Source organism: Leptospira langatensis (assembly GCF_004770615.1).
Taxonomy (GTDB): Bacteria; Spirochaetota; Leptospiria; order Leptospirales; family Leptospiraceae; genus Leptospira_B; species Leptospira_B langatensis.
This window is the reverse complement of the sequence record NZ_RQER01000006.1, coordinates 322,435-342,633: the sequence shown is the minus strand read 5'-3', so window position 1 is coordinate 342,633 and position 20,199 is coordinate 322,435. Positions and strand designations below refer to the sequence as shown.

24 protein-coding genes and 1 riboswitch are annotated in these 20,199 nt (G+C 43.5%); of the genes, 5 read left to right on the top strand and 19 right to left on the bottom strand.

Going from position 1 to position 20,199, the window contains the following annotated elements; genetic code table 11:
• Window positions 1-27: 27 nt before the first annotated feature.
• The 6 genes from EHO57_RS10880 to EHO57_RS10860 form a co-directional block, all read right to left on the bottom strand.
• The gene (locus EHO57_RS10880) at window positions 28-1,437 is read right to left on the bottom strand and encodes an NAD(P)(+) transhydrogenase (Re/Si-specific) subunit beta (protein ID WP_135644838.1); all 1,410 of its coding nucleotides are present in this window, start codon (window positions 1,435-1,437) and stop codon (window positions 28-30) included.
• A 7-nt stretch (window positions 1,438-1,444) separates the two neighbouring features.
• Window positions 1,445-1,726, bottom strand: a complete 282-nt coding sequence (locus EHO57_RS10875; protein WP_135585178.1) for an NAD(P) transhydrogenase subunit alpha part 2 — start codon at window positions 1,724-1,726, stop codon at window positions 1,445-1,447.
• A gap of 65 nt (window positions 1,727-1,791) precedes the next feature.
• Complete coding sequence (gene queC, locus EHO57_RS10870) at window positions 1,792-2,502, bottom strand: 7-cyano-7-deazaguanine synthase QueC (RefSeq protein ID WP_135644840.1); 711 nt, start codon at window positions 2,500-2,502, stop codon at window positions 1,792-1,794.
• An 11-nt stretch (window positions 2,503-2,513) separates the two neighbouring features.
• The gene (gene queD, locus EHO57_RS10865) at window positions 2,514-2,888 is read right to left on the bottom strand and encodes a 6-carboxytetrahydropterin synthase QueD (RefSeq protein WP_135644842.1); all 375 of its coding nucleotides are present in this window, start codon (window positions 2,886-2,888) and stop codon (window positions 2,514-2,516) included.
• A 128-nt stretch (window positions 2,889-3,016) separates the two neighbouring features.
• Entirely contained in the window at window positions 3,017-3,166 is a 150-nt protein-coding gene (locus tag EHO57_RS18795; protein WP_167882063.1) for a hypothetical protein, read from the bottom strand.
• Window positions 3,167-3,377: 211 nt separating this feature from the next.
• Entirely contained in the window at window positions 3,378-4,313 is a 936-nt protein-coding gene (locus EHO57_RS10860) for a cation diffusion facilitator family transporter (protein ID WP_135644844.1), read from the bottom strand.
• A gap of 93 nt (window positions 4,314-4,406) precedes the next feature.
• On the opposite strand from EHO57_RS10860, the gene EHO57_RS10855 reads away from it, so the two are divergent.
• Entirely contained in the window at window positions 4,407-5,018 is a 612-nt protein-coding gene (locus tag EHO57_RS10855; RefSeq protein WP_135644846.1) for a uracil-DNA glycosylase, read from the top strand.
• A gap of 140 nt (window positions 5,019-5,158) precedes the next feature.
• Here the strand turns inward: EHO57_RS10855 and EHO57_RS10850 are convergent, their stop codons facing one another.
• The 3 genes from EHO57_RS10850 to EHO57_RS10840 all read right to left on the bottom strand — a co-directional run bounded on the left by EHO57_RS10850 (window position 5,159) and on the right by EHO57_RS10840 (window position 7,955).
• Window positions 5,159-6,085 carry an alpha/beta hydrolase gene (locus tag EHO57_RS10850; protein WP_135644848.1) on the bottom strand — a complete coding sequence of 309 codons (927 nt, stop codon included), beginning with the start codon at window positions 6,083-6,085 and terminating at the stop codon, window positions 5,159-5,161.
• 13 nt (window positions 6,086-6,098) lie between these two features.
• On the bottom strand, window positions 6,099-7,163 hold the full coding sequence (locus EHO57_RS10845; RefSeq protein WP_135644850.1) for an alpha/beta hydrolase: 1,065 nt from the start codon (window positions 7,161-7,163) through the stop codon (window positions 6,099-6,101).
• Window positions 7,164-7,229: 66 nt separating this feature from the next.
• Window positions 7,230-7,955, bottom strand: a complete 726-nt coding sequence (locus EHO57_RS10840) for a fatty acid desaturase CarF family protein (RefSeq protein WP_135644852.1) — start codon at window positions 7,953-7,955, stop codon at window positions 7,230-7,232.
• Window positions 7,956-8,189: 234 nt separating this feature from the next.
• On the opposite strand from EHO57_RS10840, the gene EHO57_RS10835 reads away from it, so the two are divergent.
• Window positions 8,190-10,565 (top strand): PAS domain-containing sensor histidine kinase, encoded by a 2,376-nt coding sequence (locus EHO57_RS10835; RefSeq protein ID WP_135644854.1) that lies wholly within the window; start codon window positions 8,190-8,192, stop codon window positions 10,563-10,565.
• On the opposite strand, the gene msrA is transcribed toward EHO57_RS10835, so the two are convergent.
• The gene (gene msrA / locus EHO57_RS10830; protein ID WP_135644856.1) at window positions 10,554-11,087 is read right to left on the bottom strand and encodes a peptide-methionine (S)-S-oxide reductase MsrA; all 534 of its coding nucleotides are present in this window, start codon (window positions 11,085-11,087) and stop codon (window positions 10,554-10,556) included. The two genes, EHO57_RS10835 and msrA, sit on opposite strands and share 12 nt — an antisense overlap.
• Before the next feature lie 129 nt (window positions 11,088-11,216).
• On the opposite strand from msrA, the gene EHO57_RS10825 reads away from it, so the two are divergent.
• Window positions 11,217-11,654 carry a DUF1564 family protein gene (locus EHO57_RS10825; protein ID WP_135644858.1) on the top strand — a complete coding sequence of 146 codons (438 nt, stop codon included), beginning with the start codon at window positions 11,217-11,219 and terminating at the stop codon, window positions 11,652-11,654.
• Window positions 11,655-11,659: 5 nt separating this feature from the next.
• On the opposite strand, the gene EHO57_RS10820 is transcribed toward EHO57_RS10825, so the two are convergent.
• The 5 genes from EHO57_RS10820 to EHO57_RS10800 form a co-directional block, all read right to left on the bottom strand.
• Entirely contained in the window at window positions 11,660-12,085 is a 426-nt protein-coding gene (locus tag EHO57_RS10820) for a cyclic nucleotide-binding domain-containing protein (protein WP_135644860.1), read from the bottom strand.
• Window positions 12,082-12,588, bottom strand: a complete 507-nt coding sequence (locus tag EHO57_RS10815) for a Crp/Fnr family transcriptional regulator (protein ID WP_425460781.1) — start codon at window positions 12,586-12,588, stop codon at window positions 12,082-12,084. The genes EHO57_RS10820 and EHO57_RS10815 overlap by 4 nt, the downstream gene beginning before the upstream one ends.
• Before the next feature lie 56 nt (window positions 12,589-12,644).
• Window positions 12,645-13,355, bottom strand: a complete 711-nt coding sequence (locus EHO57_RS10810) for a universal stress protein (RefSeq protein ID WP_135644862.1) — start codon at window positions 13,353-13,355, stop codon at window positions 12,645-12,647.
• A 105-nt stretch (window positions 13,356-13,460) separates the two neighbouring features.
• A riboswitch (cyclic di-AMP (ydaO/yuaA leader) is annotated at window positions 13,461-13,585 on the bottom strand.
• Between the two features lie 108 nt (window positions 13,586-13,693).
• Window positions 13,694-14,011 (bottom strand): pyrimidine/purine nucleoside phosphorylase, encoded by a 318-nt coding sequence (gene ppnP, locus EHO57_RS10805; protein ID WP_135644864.1) that lies wholly within the window; start codon window positions 14,009-14,011, stop codon window positions 13,694-13,696.
• A gap of 54 nt (window positions 14,012-14,065) precedes the next feature.
• Window positions 14,066-14,608, bottom strand: coding sequence for a (R)-mandelonitrile lyase (locus EHO57_RS10800; RefSeq protein WP_210410027.1), 543 nt, complete (start codon window positions 14,606-14,608; stop codon window positions 14,066-14,068).
• Window positions 14,609-14,817: 209 nt separating this feature from the next.
• Between EHO57_RS10800 and EHO57_RS10795 the strand changes: the two genes are divergently transcribed.
• Complete coding sequence (locus EHO57_RS10795; RefSeq protein ID WP_135644866.1) at window positions 14,818-15,723, top strand: AraC family transcriptional regulator; 906 nt, start codon at window positions 14,818-14,820, stop codon at window positions 15,721-15,723.
• Window positions 15,724-15,769: 46 nt separating this feature from the next.
• Window positions 15,770-16,150, top strand: coding sequence for a VOC family protein (locus EHO57_RS10790; RefSeq protein WP_135644868.1), 381 nt, complete (start codon window positions 15,770-15,772; stop codon window positions 16,148-16,150).
• Window positions 16,151-16,169: 19 nt separating this feature from the next.
• On the opposite strand, the gene EHO57_RS10785 is transcribed toward EHO57_RS10790, so the two are convergent.
• The 4 genes from EHO57_RS10785 to EHO57_RS10770 form a co-directional block, all read right to left on the bottom strand.
• On the bottom strand, window positions 16,170-17,498 hold the full coding sequence (locus EHO57_RS10785) for an adenylate/guanylate cyclase domain-containing protein (protein WP_135644870.1): 1,329 nt from the start codon (window positions 17,496-17,498) through the stop codon (window positions 16,170-16,172).
• A gap of 85 nt (window positions 17,499-17,583) precedes the next feature.
• A complete protein-coding gene (locus EHO57_RS10780; protein ID WP_135644872.1) occupies window positions 17,584-17,934 on the bottom strand; it encodes a DUF3147 family protein in 351 nt (116 codons plus the stop codon).
• Window positions 17,935-17,947: 13 nt separating this feature from the next.
• Window positions 17,948-18,988 (bottom strand): SIR2 family protein, encoded by a 1,041-nt coding sequence (locus EHO57_RS10775; RefSeq protein ID WP_135644873.1) that lies wholly within the window; start codon window positions 18,986-18,988, stop codon window positions 17,948-17,950.
• Between the two features lie 103 nt (window positions 18,989-19,091).
• A complete protein-coding gene (locus tag EHO57_RS10770; RefSeq protein WP_135644875.1) occupies window positions 19,092-20,183 on the bottom strand; it encodes a hypothetical protein in 1,092 nt (363 codons plus the stop codon).
• Window positions 20,184-20,199: the final 16 nt, after the last annotated feature.

The window sequence follows — 20,199 nt, the reverse complement described above, 5'->3', positions numbered from 1 at the left end:
TAAAAATGAAATTCTTTCTGCGTTTTATCAGGTCTCTTTGAGAGCTGTTACGATTTCCTGAGTGGCTTTCTTTCCATCTTGGAAATACATAAGACAATTATCTTGGATAAAGAGTGGGTTTGGAACTCCCGCAAATCCCGGGCTCAAGGAACGTTTGATCACAATGATCGTCTTTGCCTTGTCTACATCCAGGATCGGCATACCTGCGATTGGTGAACCTGGATCTGTTTTAGCCAGAGGGTTTACCACGTCGTTCGCTCCGTTGATGATCACAACGTCTACGGTATTGAAGGTAGGATTGATCTCGTCCATTTCCTTCATTTTATCGTAAGGAATATCCGCTTCTGCCAAAAGAACGTTCATGTGTCCAGGCATCCTTCCCGCAACCGGGTGGATCGCAAATTCAACTTCGATATTCTTGTCGGTGAGCTGGTTATAAAGTTCACGGACTGCGTGTTGGGCTTGAGCCACCGCCATTCCATAACCAGGAACGATTACGACTCTTTGCGCCATATCCAGTAACATTGCCACTTCTTCTGCGGAAGTAGCTTTGGTCTTACCAGCGTAAATATCTCCAGACGGAGCAGAAGAAGCCGCAGCTCCCCATCCTCCGAATAGAACGTTCGGAAGGGAACGGTTCATTGCCTTACACATGATCTGTGTGAGTAGGATCCCGGAAGCTCCTACAAGAGATCCGGAGATGATAAGAACATTATTTCCTAATACGAATCCGGTTGCGGAAGCAGCAAGTCCGGAATAAGAGTTCAGAAGCGCGATCACTACCGGCATATCGGCGCCACCGATAGGCATTACTAATAGAACTCCTAAGATGGAAGAAACAAGGACGACGTACCAATACCATTCGATCTTAGTAGGTTGGGTAACGTTCAGGTATCCTAAATAAATGGCTCCGATCAAGAAGAGAACTTTTACGATCTGATCTCCGAAGTAGCGGACAGCTTTCTCAGAAACCAAGCCTTGTAGTTTTCCGAAAGCGATTAAGGAACCGGTCAAGGTTACCGCACCGATGATACCAGTTGCTGCAGTAGAAATGGTGAACTGAAGATTATTCAGCAGTTCGGTGTTCTTTCCGGTTTCCAGGATCTCCATAAGGGAGTTCCCACCGACTAAGAAGGAAGCTAGTCCGCCCAAGCCGTTTAATAGAGCAACTAGTTGAGGCATTCCTGTCATTTCCACTTTCAGAGCGATATACGCTCCGATCGCAGTTCCTACTAAGATAGCCGAGCCGATCAGAATGATATCGCTGCGCTCTATGGTTCCGTATTCTAAGAATACTCCCACCACTGCTAGGAACATACCGAATGCTCCGGTAAAGTTCCCTCTCACTGCAGTCTTAGGGTGAGATAGAAGTTTTAATCCGATAATGAAAAGGATACTGGAGACTAGATAAAGGAGGTTGATGTACGCTTTTTCCATTTAGAGTTTAATCCTTTTTCTTGAACATTCCCAACATGCGGTGAGTTACTACGAACCCTCCGATCACGTTGATGGTCGCGCCCACGATTGCGATAAATCCTAGAACTTGTATGATCCAACTGTGAGAAGCATGAAGAGTTAAGATGGCCCCGATAATGGTAATTCCCGAAATAGCGTTCGAGCCTGACATAAGAGGGGTATGTAAAAGAGGAGGAATACGGTTGATAACCTCGATTCCTACGAATACTGCGATCAAGAATATCGTCAGGTAGCTTACGAACTGTTCCATATTAGCTTCCTTGAGGGCAACCGGTGAGAAAACTTAAGAAAACCGGACCCCTAAAATCTGTTCGTTCACTTTTCTGGGATGCCTGCTTCCTGAAAACCCTTTTTTCGAAGCAAGCAGGAGTCGCATTTTCCGCAAGGTTTGCCCTGGATCGGATCATAGCAAGAATGTGTAAGGGAGAAGGGAACACCCAAACGAGAACCTAAAAGAACGATCTCTTTCTTATCCAAGTATTGCAAGGGAGTGCAGATCTCGAGAGGATTTCCTTCGGCTCCCATCTTGGTTCCCAAACGGATCGCCTCGGCATAAGCCTTGATGAATTCGGGTCTGCAATCCGGATAACCGGAGTAATCCAAAGCGTTTACACCAATGTACAGGCGTTCGGCAGAAATCCCTTCCGCCAAAGAAACACCGAAGGATAAAAATAAGATATTCCTGCCGGGCACATAGGTGTTCGGGATCTTTGTATGGCCCAAAGCATTCTTAGGAACTCGGATCTTCTTCTCCGTTAAGGAAGAACCTTGAAAGAAGTCCGGTTGTAGTTTTTGAATGAGATGAGGAATGCCTAAGAGTTTTGCGATCTTCTTTGCGGATCTTAATTCTTCCTTATGCTTTTGGTTATAATCGAAGGAAAGAGCAGTAGGGGAATAACCGTCTTGGATCGCTTTATAAAGACAAGTAGTGGAATCTAAGCCTCCCGAAAAAAGTACGACAGCTTTTGGGAGCTTGGAACTTTTTCGAACGCCGTTCGATTTAGAAGAAGGTCTTTCTGACTTCATGAAAAACCGATCTATTCAGCGGGGCCGTCATATACGCAGGCGCTTGTGCAGGTTTCGTGAAGAGTGATCCTGTGCAGAAGAGGAAGTTCCGGTTTCAATTTCTTCCAAAGCCAAACACTGATATTCTCACTCGTTGGATTTTCTAAACCTTGTACTTCGTTCAAAAGATAATGGTCTAAATGATTTTCCAGAAGAGGTTTCACTACCTTGCTGACTTCTGCGAAGTCCATGAGCCAACCGGTATGTTTATCGATCTGACCTTTCAGATGGATCTTGAAGCGAAAGCTATGACCGTGCATTCTTCTGCACTTATGACCTTCCGGTACGTTGGGGAGAAAATGGGCCGCGTCGAAGCGAAATTCTTTGGTGAGTTCTATTTCTTCCATGGAGATAAAAGGACGAACGAAAGAAGTTGAATGGAATGCAGACTTTCTTTTCGGATCCTAAAGATAGAATGCGGAGAAGGAAACGGACCGACGGATCTCAGTCGGTCTGAAGGAACAAAAAGGGAAGATTACTTTTTAACCAACTCTTTCAGGATTTCCTGTCTTTTCTGGTCTTTTTGGAATTCGTTTAAAACCAGCCATTCGCGTTTGATCTGTTTCTCGTTAATACCTTTTGCTTCCGCGTATTTTTTGAGAAGTTTAGCCGTTTTTTGGTTCATAACCACCAAAATCCGGGGGTCAGCCACGATGTCAAGTAGAGAAGGGAGCAGTGGGTAGAGGACTTTATAAGAAAGGAGAAGGGCCCGAAAAATCGGAGGCTTTGGATCCTCCTTCTTCTGATCTGATCCTATAAAAACCTGGGCTTATTGCAAATAGGGATTATGTCCCATTACAAAAGTATAATTCCGAACTTCCTTGGTTCTTATTCTCTTAGCATTCTTGGTACGGACATGCGGCCCCGGCAGGTTCCACCTCTACCGTGGCGTGAGGAATATGGAATTCTTGGCTGATCGTTCGGATCTTCTCCTTTAGCTTTTGGGCTTCTAGGATAGAAGTTCCCTTCATTCCCACATGCAGAGTGAGTACATGATAATCCCCGTCCATGGACCAGAGATGAAGATCGTGAACGGATTGGACGCCTTTCAGTTTTAAGATACGATCTTGCAATGCCTTTGTATCGATCCCTTCAGGAGAAGATTGCAAGTGAAGTAATAAAATTTTTCGTAAATTACGAAACGATTGAAAACCCACCCAAAGAGAAATGAGGATGGAAAGGAAAGGATCCACCCAGCCCCAACCCAGAGTGATGACTGCAATACTTCCGATAAGCACTGCGACCCAACCTAATACGTCTTCGAGCAGATGCAAGAAGGCGGTCTTTGCATTCAATCCGGACGCGCCTTTTAATTTGAGAAGCGCCGCTCCGTTTACGATCACACCTAATATGGAAAGACCGAACATTCCCCAACCGTTCGGAGAAGCAGGAGATTGCAATTTGCCGACTGCAAAGAAGAGGATTGCGAGAGAACCTACAAATAGGACGAAAGAGTTCACAAGTGCTGCGGAAAGACTGAGTCGTTTGTAGCCGAAGGTAAAAGTCTGGGTTCTAGGTTTATTCGCAATCTTTTGGAAGATCCAAGCTAATGCCAAGAAGCCGCTATCGCCTAGATCGTGTAAGGAATCGGATAAGATCGCAAGACTTTGGAAGAAATATCCTCCTACGAATTCAACTAAAGCGAATCCGAAGTTGAGTACGAACGCGTATAAAAATGCTCGGGAATTCTCCGGCTCCGGTCCATGATGATGACCGAACGGATGAGAATGGTCGTGGTCATGATCCTCGTGAGAATGGTGATGCCCGTGCATGGATCTAAACTATAAGATCTGTGAAAATTCGGCCAGTCTCTTTTTGGGAAATTGGTTGCAGGATAATGGGTTCTCTTTATCGGTAAGACCAAGATGAGTGAGTCTTCGAAATCAGAAGAGCTAGCTTCTATCCAAAAAGAAGTGGAGCCTTGCGTTCGCTGCAAGTTGAGTAGTACTCGGACCCAAACCGTTTTCGGAGAAGGAAATCCGAATGCGGAAGTCATGTTTATAGGAGAAGGTCCCGGCAAACAAGAGGACCTGACCGGTCGCCCTTTTGTAGGGAAGGCCGGTGAACTACTGACTCGTATCATCGAGAAAGGCATGGGAGTTCCGAGAGAACACGTATACATCGCAAACGTCACTAAGTGCCGTCCCACGGTGGATTTGAAATTCGAGAAGGACCGTCCTCCCGAAGACGACGAAGTGATCGCTTGCTCTCCTTTCTTACTCCGTCAGATCTCCGTTATACAACCTAAGGTGATTATTACTCTGGGAAATCCTTCTACTCGGTTCATTCTTCGGACGAAAGAAGGGATCACTAAACTGAGAGGCCAGTGGGGGGATTTTCATGGGATCCCTGTGATGCCAACCTATCACCCGAGCTATGTGATCCGCAATGGCGGAGAGAACAGTCCCCTCAAGCGAGACGTTTGGGAAGATATCAAAAAAGTCTTGGATAAGTTAGGCTGGAAGAGACCGGGCTGAAGCTGGTTTGCGCATACGCAGTTTTTTGGATTCTTTCCAAATCGTTTTACGGATTGTAGATCCGATTTTTTTGTATTTAATAAAAGTATAATATTGTATCTTTGAGAGGATCGGCCCGAGTGCTCGGGCCGATAGAAGGATCAGTCTCCCTTCTTCTTGGAAAGCCAGTCTGCGATTTTCTGATATATTTCAGAAGGTGCGTCTTCGTGGGCGAACAAGGAGAGGTGGTCGTAGTCTATGCTTCCTCCGTTGTCTCTGCCCGCTTCGTAGAATTGAGTGGCTCCTCTTTTTCTACGATACACAGGATGAATGGATTCTGCAGTTGCTATGTTATCTATCTTGCCCGCAATAAAGAGTGTGGGAAAATCCATTGCTTCGAAATCGGTCCAAGTTTTCGGATTTTCCTCCAAGTTGGGCAGGAAGTTCCAAAGTGTTTGGTAGAGATACAGAGTGGTAGGATTGTCCTCGTCCAAGGAAATGAAACGAGAACAGAAACTGTCCTTGTTCTTGCAGGCGTTAGATACATCTGTGCCCAGTCTCTTCTCCTTTTTCATATCGTCCAAGAAACTGTCGTTGTACTTATAATCCATTCCTGTTCCTAAGAAGAAAGCCTTGGAAATAGAAGGATCTTTTTTAGATCGAATGTACTGAAGGACTGCCTGTCCTCCTAAAGAAACTCCACCTAGGATGTATTCTTTCTTGCCGCTTATTTTTTGGATCTGAGAGACCGCCTGAGGGATCAGCTTTTCTCCGATATCCTTTAGATCCAAGCCCGGATAGGTCTCAAAGTGAAGCAACCATACGGAGAAACCGTTCCCGCTTAATACCCCGATCAATCCATGATAGTCACCCAGATAGAGGGACTTTTTGTTTACGAGTACTGGATCTAGCAAAAGCACTGGAGGATATTCCGAGTTCACATCCGAGAATGTGGTGAGATATACGTTAGGCGTAATATTGGCGGTCTGTTTTCTGAATTTTTCCTCGGTAATCACCGCATATCTTGTGCAGGATAAAGCGAGGGAAAGAAGGGCTAAGATAAAACCGATTTGTTTCTGTAATTTCATGATTTGATCCGGATTAATTTCTCTTGTTCAACCATTGTAGAATGGTGGGGAATACTTCATCGTCCGCCTTTTTACCGACGACTAGATCTGTGTGACCGTAATCCTCCGAATGGCCTTTTCCTTTGGACAGAATGAATAAGGTCTTGTCGGTGCTTCCCAACTGATCGTACACGTAGCGAAGAGAATAAGTAAAACCTAGTTTGTCCCTTCTACCTGCGACCAAAAGAACAGGGATCTTAATATTGGAAAGACCTTCTGCATAGTTCATTTTGCCGTCTTCGGATCGGAAGGAACCTGTTTCTATGATCTTCTCCATTTGTCGGACTTCTCTTTTAGTGACTGTCGCGATGGAAGTAGTGTATACTCCGCTTACGATCTTAGGATCGATATTCGGTTCATACCAAAAGACTTCTTCGAAACTTTTCTTAGGGAAGAAGGGGATGCCAGTCCCTCCCCGGATGCCGGACCAAGTTTCCGTTGGAACTGCAGGCCAAAGATGAGTGGCCCAGGTGAATGCAGACCAGAGTTTCAATGCATCGGAAGGTGGATCCATGATCACGGGAGATCCAATCGCTACAAAGTTCGCAACTCGGTTTTCGCCAAGGCTCCCTAGGCGAGCGTATTGCAACATTCCCCCCATGCTATGTCCGATCCAATTTACCTTATCCTTTCCGGTGGCTTTTTGTACATACTGGATGGCGGCATCCGCATCCTGTTTGATGTACTCATCTATGGAATAATCGAATGTCTTATCTCCGAAGAATAAGGAAGGAGAACCTGCCGCTTGTTTTCCTCTCAGATCCAAAAGCCATACATCGTACCCTTCTTTTTGGAGGTTCGCAACGATAGAAGACTTTTCATTTATCTTTAAGTAGATCCGATTCGCGATAAAACCATGGCAGAGAATGACAGGATATTTTTTTGCGGAAGAACCTGCCGCGGGAGGAAAATGTTCCAGAGTCAGATCCCAATTATCAGACGTCTTGGGATGCACTAGTTCTCCGTTGAGAGCTATGCTTGCAGAGCAGGAAACGATTAGCGGGACACAGGCGAGAAGCGCCGAAATGAAACGAAGCATACCCGCGATGCTCTATTCTCCTAGAAATGAATCAAGGAAAATTCATAAAAGGGTTTTAGAGTCTCATTAAGAACGATGTTTGTTTTTATTCGAGAAGCTGAAAACGTTTATAATCGATCGGATCGTTCCTTTCACGAAGGGAAAGAAGCGGATCTTGTGCAGAAAAGGATTACACCAACCCGTGGTAATGCAGAAATAAGTGTCATACGGAGTAGTATGATGGATCTGGTGATGGTCCGGCGAAAGGATCCATCTTTTTTTCTGCAAGTAATGGACTAGCTTGGAAGGCTTTTCCTGATGAGCCCATTTATGGATCTGATTCGTAAAGAAAATACCGATCAATACTAGGATCCAAAAAGTCCTGGCCCAAGGAAATATACCGCTTTCTAACGGTGCATAAAAGCAATAGAGAAGAATGGGGAGAGAGACCAGGCAATTGTTCCCATTGGTCTCCACAAAATCGTGCCGAGTGATCCCTTTCGGATCCACATGATGATCCCTGAATGGAAAGATAAATGCAGGACCCACGTACGGAGTATTTTCATCTCCGAAACTATCTCCCAAGAAATGAACGAAGCCGGAAACAAAGTCTGCGGTTATATAAGCCAAGAATAAGAGACCTAATAATCGAAAAGAGAGAGAAGCATAAGAATCTAAAAAGGAGGATTTTGCCAGTACACTAAACTTCCAGATGGAGAGTGCTGATAAGATCAAAAATAAAAAAACGCTCAGAACTTCGATCAATCTATGGATTTTAAAAGGAGAAGGGAACAAGACTCTTAGGAAGTTCATAGCCTACATTATCCAATCCGGACCTAGTAAGGCAAAAATTTTTTTCATGAAAGCACCCATTAAGAACTAAAAATCGAAGGCGGATCACTTGAAATAGGTAAGAGACTTAGTTCAAAGCAATATTATGTACTTCGGATTAGGAGGAATTCTTAGTCAATTTTTCCCGAAATCTGAAATCAGGCTTTCCAGCTTTTGACCTCCGCTCATTTATTATCAGTGAGTCCTTCGATTCGCATGTTATTTTCCTATCTAAAAAAGATACTGGCCCCGCCGGTCCATACCGATGCGGAGAAGGCTGTATCCATTCGGCTTCTTTATGGTTTAATGTATGTCACTTTGATCGTGGCCGTTCTATTCAGGATCATTCATCCTCTAGTTTCACAACCAAAGGATGTTTACTATTCTTTCTATCTGATCCCTGCTGCAGTGATCGTTTGTCATATACTTGCAAAGAAAGGTAGGATCAAACTAGGAGCCCATCTATTCATTCTTTTGGAATGGTTAGCACTTCTTTTAGTCATGAGGAAAGAAGGAGGAGTGCATGCGACAGCGTTCTCTCTCTTCATGGTGATCATACTTCTCGCGTCCATGCTCTTGGGAAATTTCGTGGCATTGATGTATGCGCTCGCTTCCTTTTTTGCGGGAGCGTTCAGTATTTTCCTGATGGAAAAGGGAAAGATCCCGGCGCCTACACTTCCTGAGCACTGGGCCGCGTTAGTCGGTAATTCGATCGGTTTCTTTGTGACTTTCGTTCTGATGCGTTTCGGATTAGGAGGTCTCAATCGAGTCCGACAGGAACTTTCACAGGCCCATCTGACTGCAAAGTTGGGAGGCTGGATCCTAAATGTGGATACCTTGGTCTTGACCCTTAGCAAGGAATATCGGATCCTACTAGGAGAAAAAGATGCGAAGGAATCCATCACATTGAGTTTCGAGACCTTCTTACAAAAATATGTGGAGGCCGAAGAGGATCGTAAAAGGATCTCACTCGTCCTACAAGAAGCATTGAATTATAGGAAGGATCCGAATTACTCTGCGGATTTTATTTTTCAAGCCAAGGGAGATGACGGAAAACAGAGATACATTCTCGTACATGGAAAATACAAGGATCACTCTTTGGCTTACGGCACTGGCCAAGATATTACTGAAAAATATCTAGCGGAAGAAGAGATCAAGGCGAGCCAGGAATTATTCTCCAAAGTATTTAAACTGAGTCCTTATGCGAGTTCCATTTCCAATTTCGAGGACGGAAGATATATAGATATCAACGACGGATTCACTCGTTTGATGGGCTACACTAGAGAAGAAGCGATCGGAAAGACGAGTATAGAGCTTGGTATCTGGGCCGATCCGAAAGATAGGGATCACTTCAAGGAGCAGATCGCTAAGGAAGGATTTCTATACAACGAAGAGACTCTGTTCCGAGCAAAAGACGGACGCATCTTCACTGTCGAATTCTCCACAAGGTTTGCGATGATAGACGGAGAGGCCAGAATGATCAATATGGTCAAGGACATCTCCGAAAGGAAAGAAGCGGAACAGTTGAGGATCTTGAACAACGAGATCTCAGCACAAAACGAACTCATCGCAAAGAACAAGAGAGAATTAGAAGAGGCACTCGAATACCAAAAAAAGACCCAAAATCAGTTGGTACTTTCCGAAAAAATGGCGGCACTGGGACAACTCGTAGCCGGGATTGCACATGAGATCAATAATCCTATCGGAGTCATACGTGCCGCAAACGAATCCGTAAAGAGCCATTTTATGAGCCCGATAGAAAAAATGAAGGCAGCCGCTTTTGTATTAGGGAATTTGAATGTGGAGACTGCCAAGGATTTCGAAGACCTTCTCACCCAGGGGAGAAGGTACCAAGAGATCCTTCCTCCTAAAGAAGTAAGAGCCAAGACAAAGATCTTAGAGGCAAAGTTGAAAGAACTTGGTATCGAAGAATCCAGAAATCTTGCCGAAGGACTGGTGGAGGCCGGCCTGGAAAATGCGTTGGAGGATTATCCTAAATTATTTCAGGGAGAAAAGACAAGAGAGATCCTGCAGTACGCGTTAGACGAAATTATTGCGAATAGGAGTTCTAAGCTCATAGAAATGTCCGTGGATCGGACCTCTAAGATCGTATATGCTCTCAAGAACTTTTCTCATTTCAGGACGGGCGGGCCTAAGTCCGAAGTAAATCTGAAAGAAAGCATTGATACAGTGCTCACGATCTATCAGAACCAATTGAAGTCCGGAATAGAGATCGTAAAAGAATACGAACATACGCCTGCGATCCAAGCTTATTCGGACGATCTATTGCATGTATGGACCAACCTGATCTACAATGCGGCGCAGGCGATGAACTTTAAAGGAATCCTAAAGATCAAGATCTGCAAACCAAAGATGGAATCCATACAGATACGGATCTCAGACACAGGACCTGGAATTCCTGAATCCATACAGGAACGGATCTTTGAGCCTTTCTTTACGACCAAGGCTCCCGGAGAAGGATCCGGACTCGGACTCGATATAGTGAAACGCATCGTGGAAAATCACGACGGTTCCATACACTTCGAGACATCTCCGGATGGGACTACTTTCTTTGTGAACTTACCCAACTGAGTGTTTCTTTAAGAACTTCTCGATCTTAGGACGGATCACATAATGACAGTATGGTTGTGCCGGGTTGGTCCTAAAATAATTCTGATGGTACCCTTCTCCCGGAAAGAATTTCTCCAGAGGAACGATCTCCGTCACGATGGGAGAAGAAAACTTAGGACCGTATTCTTCTCTAGACTTTTCCGCGATCTCTTTCTGAGTCGCAGATTCGTATAAGATAATACTTCTGTATTGAGGACCCTCGTCATTGCCTTGGCGATTTCGGGTCGTGGGATCATGAGCTTCCCAAAAAATATCCAGGATATTCTTGAAAGAGATCACCTTCGGGTCGAAGCCGATACGGATCACTTCTGCATGGCCTGTCCGGCCTTCACAAACAGAACGATAATTGGGAGAAGGATCCGAACCTCCCGCATAACCGGAAACGATGGACTCCACACCTTCCACGAGTTGGTAGATGGCTTCGACACACCAGAAACATCCTCCACCAAGAGTTGCGTATTCTAAATCGTTTCGATCCGACATTTGGTTTTTCCTCGTATATTAGATCCGATTTGCAAAAGAAAGTAAGACTGAAATCGGATCCTAGAAACAATTTTCGAATAAATTCTTAAAAAGTGCGAGCAGTCTTTTTCGAAAGGGCCCTGTCCTTCTATGAAATTGAAATTGATCGAAAACCCGAAGAGGACCAAGTCCAGGTCCTTAAAGGCACGTTCTGCGAGCAACGCGATGCCTGTTTGTACGCTCCTACTTCCTAAGAATTTCCATCGGAAGATAAGAATGGAATGGAAAGAAGATAGAGCGGAAGCCAGTTGTTTAAAGGATCTTCTTTTTTTATATTCTAAGGAAATGGAGGAAAAAGAGAAAATGAATCCTCACTTAAACCTTCTACTCTACCAAAGAAAAAGAAAAGAAACAAAGGTACAATGGACGCGATTGAATTTTAGGCCGGATCCAGGGGATTGGGCTCGTTTGGGATTACTTGCAAGAAGGCACGGAGTATCTCGCTGTTACTTATTCACATTTCTGTTAGAAAGATATTTTGCAGGGAATAACAGGCCAGACACATCCGAAAAGAAAAAGGCCGCTTAAAAAGCTCAGTCCATTTTTCTCAAAGGATTGATGACTTGGCCGGAGCTGATCCTTGCAATCTCATCTTCTACGGAAACCAATCTTTGGATGGTAGTGTTTAGAAGAAGGGAAAAGAATTTAGGATTGGTCTGTCCTATCCTGTAGAACATATCTTGGTCCAAGATACCTATCTTGGATTTCTCCGTGATGACCTTAACGGTAGCCGCTCTAGGAACATTATTGATGAGTGCGATCTCTCCGAAAAATGCTCCAGGCTCCAGTTTACGGATAACCCTTTCTTCTCCGTCGTAAGACTTTCGGATCTCCAAGGCTCCTGTAAAAACGAAATACATCATTCCGTTCGAAGGATCTTTTTCCCGAAAGATCGTCTCTCCTGCTAAAAATGTACGGACAGAAACATTATTAATGAATTCTAATATATTGATGCTCATATGATTGCTCCTTCCGAAGGACTTGCCGGCGTTATCGTAGGAACGGGGCCGGCTTCTTCTTCTTTTTTATGGATCTCGGCGTATAGGGATTCTAGTTTTGCTTCGGCTCGATTCAGTTTTTCGAAAGTATTCTTTAAAAGAAGAAGAAGGAATTGAGGACTGGTCTTTTCGAGTTTCTCGAAAACGGATTTGTTCAAGACTCCCACTTTTGCGTTCGGAGAAAGGACTTGCACAGACATGGCGCGAGTGCGTCCGGAGATGAGCGCCAGTTCCCCGAAAAATTCTCCAGGGAACAGTTCTTTGATGGCCTTGTCGGAACCTTCGGGACGATCTTTGAAGACCTTCAAATTCCCTTGGAATAGAAAATACATGTTCCCGTCGGATTCGTCCCCTTCTTTAAAAATAAAGGAGTCTTTGGAATAGACTTTGGTGAAAACGCTATGAACGAAGTCCAGGATAGTGGCCATTTTATGTAAGACGGAAAGGCTTGGCGGAATCTTCACCTGATTTCGTATTTTCTAGAAATACGTCGACTTATGATCAGCTTATAGAATTCGAATTATCTTCCCTTACGCAAGATCAGAAAAGAAAGATGTTTTCTGTCCAGGAGAACGGAATGAAAGGATTTGTAGGTTCCGTACTCTACTATGGCAAGATTCAGATTTTTCGCAGGATCCGGTGCGGCTAAGGAGAAGGGGAGCCAGGGCTTGAATTTGTCCGGCGATTCTAAACTGTATTCTCCTTGTCCCGAACCGGCCAGGACCGGGATCGGCTTTTCTATGAACATGGAAAGCCCGCTAGAGAAAGGAAAGAGAGGAGCGGATTCCAAGCCGGGAGAATAGATGATCGGTTCGATCGGGGAATTCAATCCGTTATCCGCTAGTACTGCGATGTCCAGATCGGATAATTCTCTCAGCACGTCACCTACCTTTCCCCCTAATAGATCGTCGGAGAAGAGAGAGCGAGAAGCACCTAACAGAAGTAAGTCGACTTCTTTGCTTTTAGCAGTTTCAACGATCCCCGGTACGATCCAATCGGAAGGAAAGCCGACTGTCTCAAAATGGAATTCGGATCCGGCAGCTTCTTCTCTCACTGCTTGGAAGATCTCATCTTCTGCTAATAAGGGAAATCCTTCGGATTCGGATTCAACCGAAACCACATGAAGGGCCACAATGAAAAGGTTCTTTGCGCTCTTGGAAAACAAGGCGCGAGCCAAACCGAAAAGTTTGGCGCCCATTTTGGGATTGGCGAACGATATCAAAACTTTCATTTCAATTCTCCGACGGTTAATCTTTGGGCCTTCTCCTGGATCAGAAGATATGAGAAGGCTTTGGTCTTTTTATGATGAGCCGGAAGAATGGGAGGTGCGTCCTCCAGGTCTTCTCTCCGTGCCTACGAAGTTAGCTGACGGGCTGGGAATGAGAGATATCCCCCGCTTAGCGGTTTGCCCCAAAAAATGGTTCCTCCGCTCCGATTTCTCGGATTAGGCAGACTCAAGGACCGCAGTGTAACCACTTGATAGAATTTGTCAAGTGGGAGAACTAGAGTGAAAGGCCTATAAATAGGACCAGGAGGGATTAATTCCGGTGAAAGAAGATCCCTGTATCATTAATTCTTTAAGTAAGAACAGCAGTAATCGCTTAAGGATCTCACATTGAGTTTGAATTTGGAATTTGCAGGGACCTCGAAGGACTGCCCGCCTTTGATCTCTTTCCAATTCGGATCGCCTGGAAGTTGAACGAGTAGATCGCCATCCAAGATCTCCATGATCTCTTTTTCTGCGGTCCCAAATTCATACTCTCCCGGCATGAGTATGCCCAGGGTCTTTTTCTCCCCGTTAGCAAAGATCACTGTTCTGCTAGTGACTTTTCCTTCGAAGTAAACATTCGCTTTTTTGATAATAGTGACGTTTTCGAACTGTTGCATGTTGCTAAATAATCGCTCCAATGCAAAAGTTTAGGAGAAGGATGAGAGGAAAACTCATTTATTGGTTTTAGAGAAAGCATTGTATTCTTCGGTACTTACTTTTTCCAACCAATTCACAACCTTACCTTCTAAACTTTCTTGGATCGCAATATGGGTCATGGAAGTTTTAGGTGAAGCTCCGTGCCAATGCTTAACTCCTGCCGGAGTCCAGACTACGTCACCTTTTTTGATCACTTGGATCTTACCTCCCCATTCCTGTACTAAGCCGGAACCTTCCGTTACGATCAACATTTGACCAAGAGGATGAGTATGCCATGCACTATGTGCTCCCGGAGAGAAGGTAACATAGGCTCCTGCGCTTCTGAAAGTTTCATTTGTTTGGAAAAGCGGATTTATCTTAACAGCACCTGTAAAGTAATCACTTGGACCGGAAGCAGCGGGCCTTTGATCGCTGGAAGAGATCTTCATTTGAGAAGATCCCTTTTCGGAATCGGAAGCCGCTGGCTGAGTCGAAGCACAGGCCAAAGAAAGATAGGAGAGTGAGAGGATTATTATGAAACATTGCAGTATCGTTTCTCTAGATGTAAGGATTTTCATTTGTTTCTCCGTATTCAAGTAAGGATCGGCTTACTTAAGTAGCTACAGTTTAATCCAAAAAAAACGTCCTATCAATATCGAATCCTGTTTATTCTTGCCTAATTCTACGAATGACCATAAAAAATGACATTTTCTTTTACGAAGTATGCTAAGATAGTTTTGTGGGAAAGGGAAAAGCCGAATCGGTCACTGAAGAAAGACGAGCGCGAATGGTAGAGTTACTCATGCAACTCTTACCGGAAGAAAGAGTCCAGGCCTCCGGTTTGAAAGGAGTGCGGATCTTCAGAAGGGATAGCTCCGCGCCTAGAGTGCAGAAGTCTTACGAACCAGGGATCGTGATCCTCGCCCAAGGACAGAAAAGGGTCTTTCTGGGTGAAGAAGTATATACCTACGATCCTACGAACTACTTGGTTGTTTCCGTGCCGCTACCGATCGAATGCGAAACAACGGCGAGTGCGAAGGAACCAGTATTAGGAATTTATATTACAGTAGATCCCGCTTCTGTAGGAGAGATATTGCTCGATATGGAAGATCCTCAGTATCATGAGGAGTCCTTACCTAAAGGGATCTATTCGGCTCCGGTTACGAACACGCTTGTAGACGCGGCTATACGACTCTTAGAAGCATTAGCCTCGCAAAGAGACGGAAAGATCTTAGGACCCATGATCGTACGAGAGATCATTTATAGAGTATTATGCAGCGAAGAAGGAGGGGCGCTCCAGGCCTTGGCCTATCGGAATCGACGCTTCTTCCAGATCGCGAGGGCGTTGGACCGGATCCATGAGTCCTTTCATGAAGACTTGGATATCAAGACATTGGCATCGGATGCAGGGATGAGCGTATCCACATTCCATGCAAATTTCAAGGCGGTCACAAACGCGTCGCCTTTGCAATATATCAAGAACGTGCGCTTGCACAAAGCACGAATCCTAATGACATTGGACGGATTCAATGCGCATAACGCAGCTCTCCGGGTCGGATACGAAAGTCCTTCTCAGTTTAGTAGAGAGTATAAACGCTTCTTCGGAGTCACACCCGGAAAAGACGCAGTCAATTTACGCGGAGAAGAAGGAAGCATGCTCGTTACCGAAGACAGATCGGTCGTGAGTGTATAAACGGGATTGAAAGTAATTTTCTAACGAATAAAAATGGAGAAAGATTATGGCAAGAGTAACTGGGATCGGTGGAATATTCTTTAAAGCAAAGGATCCAGTCGCGTTACGGGAATGGTACAAACGACATTTAGGTGTTCCTGTAAACGATTGGGGTGGAGCGGTCTTCGAATGGGCGGACGAAGCGGGCAATGCGTTCAAGGGCAGCACTGCTTGGTCCATATTCGGACCTGATAGTGAGAAACTAGGCAACTCTTCCTACCAAATCAATTACCGAGTGGATAATCTCACAGAACTCTTGGACTCACTTCGAAAAGATGGATTCAAAGTACCGGACAAGGGCGAAGACTCGGAATATGGCAAGTTCGGTTGGGTGATCGATCCGGAAGGAAATAAAGTAGAGTTGTGGGAACCACCTGCTGGGGAATAAGCGCACTGGCAAAGATCGGTTACATACCCTTCAGTCCTTCATATCGTCTACGAAACTCTTCGTTTGGAATGCGCTCTTCTCCTGCTCGTCTAAGATCAGCCAAGAGTCCATTCACAAAGTACATTTCGATTTTTCCTTTATTCTTGGCAGGCACAGCACCTCGGTATTCGCAATCGAAGAAGTCTTTTACCAATTCGTAGGTAGCACCGGAAATATTGATACGACCCGGGATGCCGGATGATTCGCAGCGGCTCGCTGTATTGACAGTATCACTCCAAACATCATACGCAAACTTCTTCTCACCAATAACACCTGCTACCAAATTGCCGGAGTGGATGCCGAGGCGAAGTTCCCAATAGGGAAGGTCTTGATTCGCCTTGATCTCCTTCATCTGATTCATGAACGCTTGGATCTCCAGAGCAGCCATTACGCAATCGATCGCATGCGTTTTGTTCGACTCCGGGACGCCACCTGCAAACATATAGCTGTCTCCGATCGTCTTGAGTTTCTCTAGATTGTGTCTCTCCATTACACTATCGAAATAAGAGAAGCAGCGATCGAGCTCTGCGACAAGTTCCGTGGGTGACATGGTCTCTGCGATTTGGGTAAAGCCCTTAAAGTCGGTGAAACAAACTGTTGCGCTGCGATGGAGTCGCGGTTCGGACACTCCCTTCTCTTTTAATTCCTGAGCAATTTCTTCCGGTAATATGTTGAGAAGAAGTTGTTCCGACTTTTTATGCTCTGCTTGTATTTTCGCTTCTGCCTCGTCTCGACTACGAATGAATAGATATGCAAGCAAAAGAAGAAGTGACTGACTTCCGACCACATCCACAAGGACTTCGTCAGCTCGGAAAACCTTAGGCTCCTCGCCATAGAGGGCTTTGCCTCCGAGGATCTTAAAATAGGTCTGCTGCGCGATAAGCAGGCAAAATGGGATCAGAGCAAGAACTATTCTTACAACTTTATGTTTGCGAACAACGACGAGCAACGGTAGAAGCATTCCTACCGATAGATACATGTATGCTTGTTGGCCGGGAAGAGTGAAAATGATAGTGAGCAACTGGATCCATGTAGCAAAACACAAGAAAATCTGTGCAGCCAGCATATAGCCTCTTCGCAACAGAACCCAGCTAATGGTAAGTTCCAGTAAGCCGGCAATATTCACTGCGCGTAAGAGTCCGACTAGGTTCTCTGGAACAGGCGGCAGCCAAGACAAGAACACTATGATTGCTAGGCTCAGAAGAGTATTGGCGGTAAGTTGAAAAGAGCGTCGCTCTTCTTCAGGCAGACCTGCAGAAATGTGACGACCGAGTAACCAGTGGAGAGCAGATCGGATCTTGGTTTTCATAGGTGCAACCAAAAGAAGGGAAAATCTTTCGAATGTAAAGTCCGTTTTAAAACATGTAGACCAACAAGGCCGTTAGTCCTGAAAACTAAAGTAGCTTAATCCCAAAGCGATTGAGAACAAGTACAAACATAAAAAACAAAACGATCGTCAGAACCACACTCAAAGCAAGAGCGATCCAAAATCCAAAGAGTAGATTCAATTTCGGAAACACTAAGAACATCGGCAAAGTAGGAAGCACAAACCAAAACGTATAATACGCATGATTGGAGATCTTTTCCTCTCCCGCATCCTCAAATTTCAGCCAGAGTAAAGTTAGTAGTGTTACGATCGGCAAAGCCGCGATGAGTCCGCCAATTCGATCGTTTCGTCGTGCGATCTCGGAGATGAGTACGACTAAGGCTGCGGTGGTGAGGTATTTGAGGATAAGGTAGAGCATTTGGGGGGAGAAATTACAACTTAGAAAAATAAAAATCGTCAGATAGTGAAGCAAAAGAATCACCAAATTTTAGATTAAGCGGTATGAATTTTTTTTCTACAGCGGGTCCTAATATGGCCTGAACTTTCTGAGTATTTAATATATTTGGATCAATGTAGAAAAAATTTTTTATAATCGAAATTCCCATCGATCCAATTGCATATAGGTAACGAAAAAGAAGATCTGATTCAGGAAAAGAATAGCCAAAGACAAAAATTTGATTCGCATCACCTAGACTATCACATGCTTCCCTCCAAATTTTGGCTAGTTTCTCATGATGATATAATTTATTCCAGCTGGGTGGAACTATATATGCATTTTCAACAGATTTGCTTACTCGAAGTATCCTTTTTGATCCATTGGGAACGAAAATCAAATTTCTTAATTGTCGAACCGATATTTTTTCTTCAATTAATCCCTTATCGTTTAATTCCCAATTTATTGATCCATGTAATTTTAATACTCTGACAGTATCTCTTTTCTGAGAATCATCAATACAATATGAAAAAGGAATTCCTGAAGATAAAAGTGCTGTTTCAATGCAAAGGTCGTAATTGAATGTTATCAAAGTAATATCGTCCCAAGATTTTAAAAAATCTGCCTCCTTTAGCTTTCCAATATAATGAATCATATTTTCATGCCCTTGTGTTGAAGAAAAAGAAGAACCCTGAGCTGGAAATTTTACTGAATATTCGATAGTTTCTAAAATGTATCGTTTCATAGCCATTGGCAACATCTTTACTTGATCTTCAGGAAGATCTCCTAACTTTCCAAATAAAGCCGCCATTTCAAAAGCGGTAAATAAATCTTCGACATTATTAACGTCGATCGTTGCTTTTGCCATTGCGTTTTGCAATAGGCCCTGTCCTTTTATTACTAAATCAAAGCTATTACGATCTAACTCAAGCCCAGGATTTCGATAGAGCGTTTCAGCTTGATGAATAAAATTAGTCATGACTGGCGCTCCGGCTTCTGCCGATGCCCCTGCCCCAAGAACAAATACAAATTTAGACAATTAATTTTCCTTTATTATAAAATGAGTTTATAGTTTATTAATTAAAAGTAGTACGGAGAGTCCTGAAATTAAGAGTTTACACAGAACAATCGTTCGAAAAATTTTATTCTAAAAGTCCTAAGATTTTTTCGATCTCATTTTCCCAACCAGCAATAGATAATTTTAAAGTTTTATTCTTTTGAAAGAAATTTCTGTAGCGGTTATAAAATTCTCTTTCGATTTCTTTTTTACTCACATTGTTCTGATCAACGTGATCGAAAACATAGACTTCTGCCTTTGGAGATACATGTTTCAAAAGTAAAAAACGAAAATGAAAATCTTCAGGTCGTAAGCTATAACCAATAAAAATTATTCTGGACGCCTCAGACAGTTCTATACCTGCATTGTTCCATATATCTATCAAACTTCTATTGGATATCTCTTTTAAAAAAGTAGGTGTAATCATTAATGGAGTTAAATGAATACCTCTCCGAAAAATTTTATTACAGTATTTTATACATTGAAATTTTTGAAGCCGAGCCTCACCAAAGGTGATATATAACCGTCCGCAATTATTACAATATCCCCAATTAATTGAACCGTGTGGTTTTAATATTTTTAAGTTTAATTGACCTTTTGCTTTTCTAAGAATACTAGGAATCCACCGATTATTTCCAAATGAATAATCGTATGTACAATAATCTAAGCCAAGCTTTTTAAAGTTAGTCCTTTTTGAGAGTAGCATTTTCTCAAAGTAATTATCCCAATTTAAAGAAATAATTGATATCTTGTCTTTCTTTTTAAATTTCTTGCGAATAGCTAACAATCCGTTCGCAAGTTCAGAATATTTTTTAAATTTATTTTTTTGCTTTTTGAAGACTTCGCTTGTTCGAGTAATTAAGAAATTACGTAGGGAATGAAGAATATCTTGGTTTGCGCTTTCTATTTCTTCTATTGAGCGACCATGAAATTGCTCGTAGTCAATTAGACATTTGTCTAAAATGGTGAATATATCTTCGATTGGGAACGCAGCTATATCTTTCCCCAGAATTTCACGAAAAAATTTGTTAAATCTTGACCAACTTCCTGTTTTTCGCTTTGAAAAGTGTTTTTCGACTTCTTTTAACAATTGGCTTTGAATCGGAAGATCTGTCCCCGCAGAAAATCCTGCACCCAATATTATTACAACTTTTGAATCTTTTTTCTTTTTCATCATTTTATAGTGACTTTAT

Excerpts from the sequence above, each read along its gene's own strand:
- EHO57_RS10785 (WP_135644870.1), bottom strand. The coding sequence starts at position 17,498 with ATGAAAACCAAGATCCGATCTGCTCTCCACTGGTTACTCGGTCGTCAC.
- EHO57_RS10790 (WP_135644868.1), top strand. The coding sequence starts at position 15,770 with ATGGCAAGAGTAACTGGGATCGGTGGAATATTCTTTAAAGCAAAGGAT.
- EHO57_RS10860 (WP_135644844.1), bottom strand. The coding sequence starts at position 4,313 with ATGCACGGGCATCACCATTCTCACGAGGATCATGACCACGACCATTCT.
- EHO57_RS10800 (WP_210410027.1), bottom strand. The coding sequence starts at position 14,608 with ATGAAAATCCTTACATCTAGAGAAACGATACTGCAATGTTTCATAATA.
- queC (WP_135644840.1), bottom strand. The coding sequence starts at position 2,502 with ATGAAGTCAGAAAGACCTTCTTCTAAATCGAACGGCGTTCGAAAAAGT.
- msrA (WP_135644856.1), bottom strand. The coding sequence starts at position 11,087 with ATGTCGGATCGAAACGATTTAGAATACGCAACTCTTGGTGGAGGATGT.
- EHO57_RS10850 (WP_135644848.1), bottom strand. The coding sequence starts at position 6,085 with ATGAAATTACAGAAACAAATCGGTTTTATCTTAGCCCTTCTTTCCCTC.
- EHO57_RS18795 (WP_167882063.1), bottom strand. The coding sequence starts at position 3,166 with ATGAACCAAAAAACGGCTAAACTTCTCAAAAAATACGCGGAAGCAAAA.
- EHO57_RS10770 (WP_135644875.1), bottom strand. The coding sequence starts at position 20,183 with ATGATGAAAAAGAAAAAAGATTCAAAAGTTGTAATAATATTGGGTGCA.
- EHO57_RS10780 (WP_135644872.1), bottom strand. The coding sequence starts at position 17,934 with ATGCTCTACCTTATCCTCAAATACCTCACCACCGCAGCCTTAGTCGTA.
- EHO57_RS10810 (WP_135644862.1), bottom strand. The coding sequence starts at position 13,355 with ATGAAAGTTTTGATATCGTTCGCCAATCCCAAAATGGGCGCCAAACTT.
- queD (WP_135644842.1), bottom strand. The coding sequence starts at position 2,888 with ATGGAAGAAATAGAACTCACCAAAGAATTTCGCTTCGACGCGGCCCAT.
- EHO57_RS10795 (WP_135644866.1), top strand. The coding sequence starts at position 14,818 with ATGGTAGAGTTACTCATGCAACTCTTACCGGAAGAAAGAGTCCAGGCC.
- EHO57_RS10880 (WP_135644838.1), bottom strand. The coding sequence starts at position 1,437 with ATGGAAAAAGCGTACATCAACCTCCTTTATCTAGTCTCCAGTATCCTT.
- EHO57_RS10835 (WP_135644854.1), top strand. The coding sequence starts at position 8,190 with ATGTTATTTTCCTATCTAAAAAAGATACTGGCCCCGCCGGTCCATACC.
- EHO57_RS10820 (WP_135644860.1), bottom strand. The coding sequence starts at position 12,085 with ATGAGCATCAATATATTAGAATTCATTAATAATGTTTCTGTCCGTACA.
- EHO57_RS10855 (WP_135644846.1), top strand. The coding sequence starts at position 4,407 with ATGAGTGAGTCTTCGAAATCAGAAGAGCTAGCTTCTATCCAAAAAGAA.
- EHO57_RS10825 (WP_135644858.1), top strand. The coding sequence starts at position 11,217 with ATGAAATTGAAATTGATCGAAAACCCGAAGAGGACCAAGTCCAGGTCC.
- EHO57_RS10845 (WP_135644850.1), bottom strand. The coding sequence starts at position 7,163 with ATGCTTCGTTTCATTTCGGCGCTTCTCGCCTGTGTCCCGCTAATCGTT.
- EHO57_RS10875 (WP_135585178.1), bottom strand. The coding sequence starts at position 1,726 with ATGGAACAGTTCGTAAGCTACCTGACGATATTCTTGATCGCAGTATTC.
- EHO57_RS10840 (WP_135644852.1), bottom strand. The coding sequence starts at position 7,955 with ATGAACTTCCTAAGAGTCTTGTTCCCTTCTCCTTTTAAAATCCATAGA.
- ppnP (WP_135644864.1), bottom strand. The coding sequence starts at position 14,011 with ATGCAACAGTTCGAAAACGTCACTATTATCAAAAAAGCGAATGTTTAC.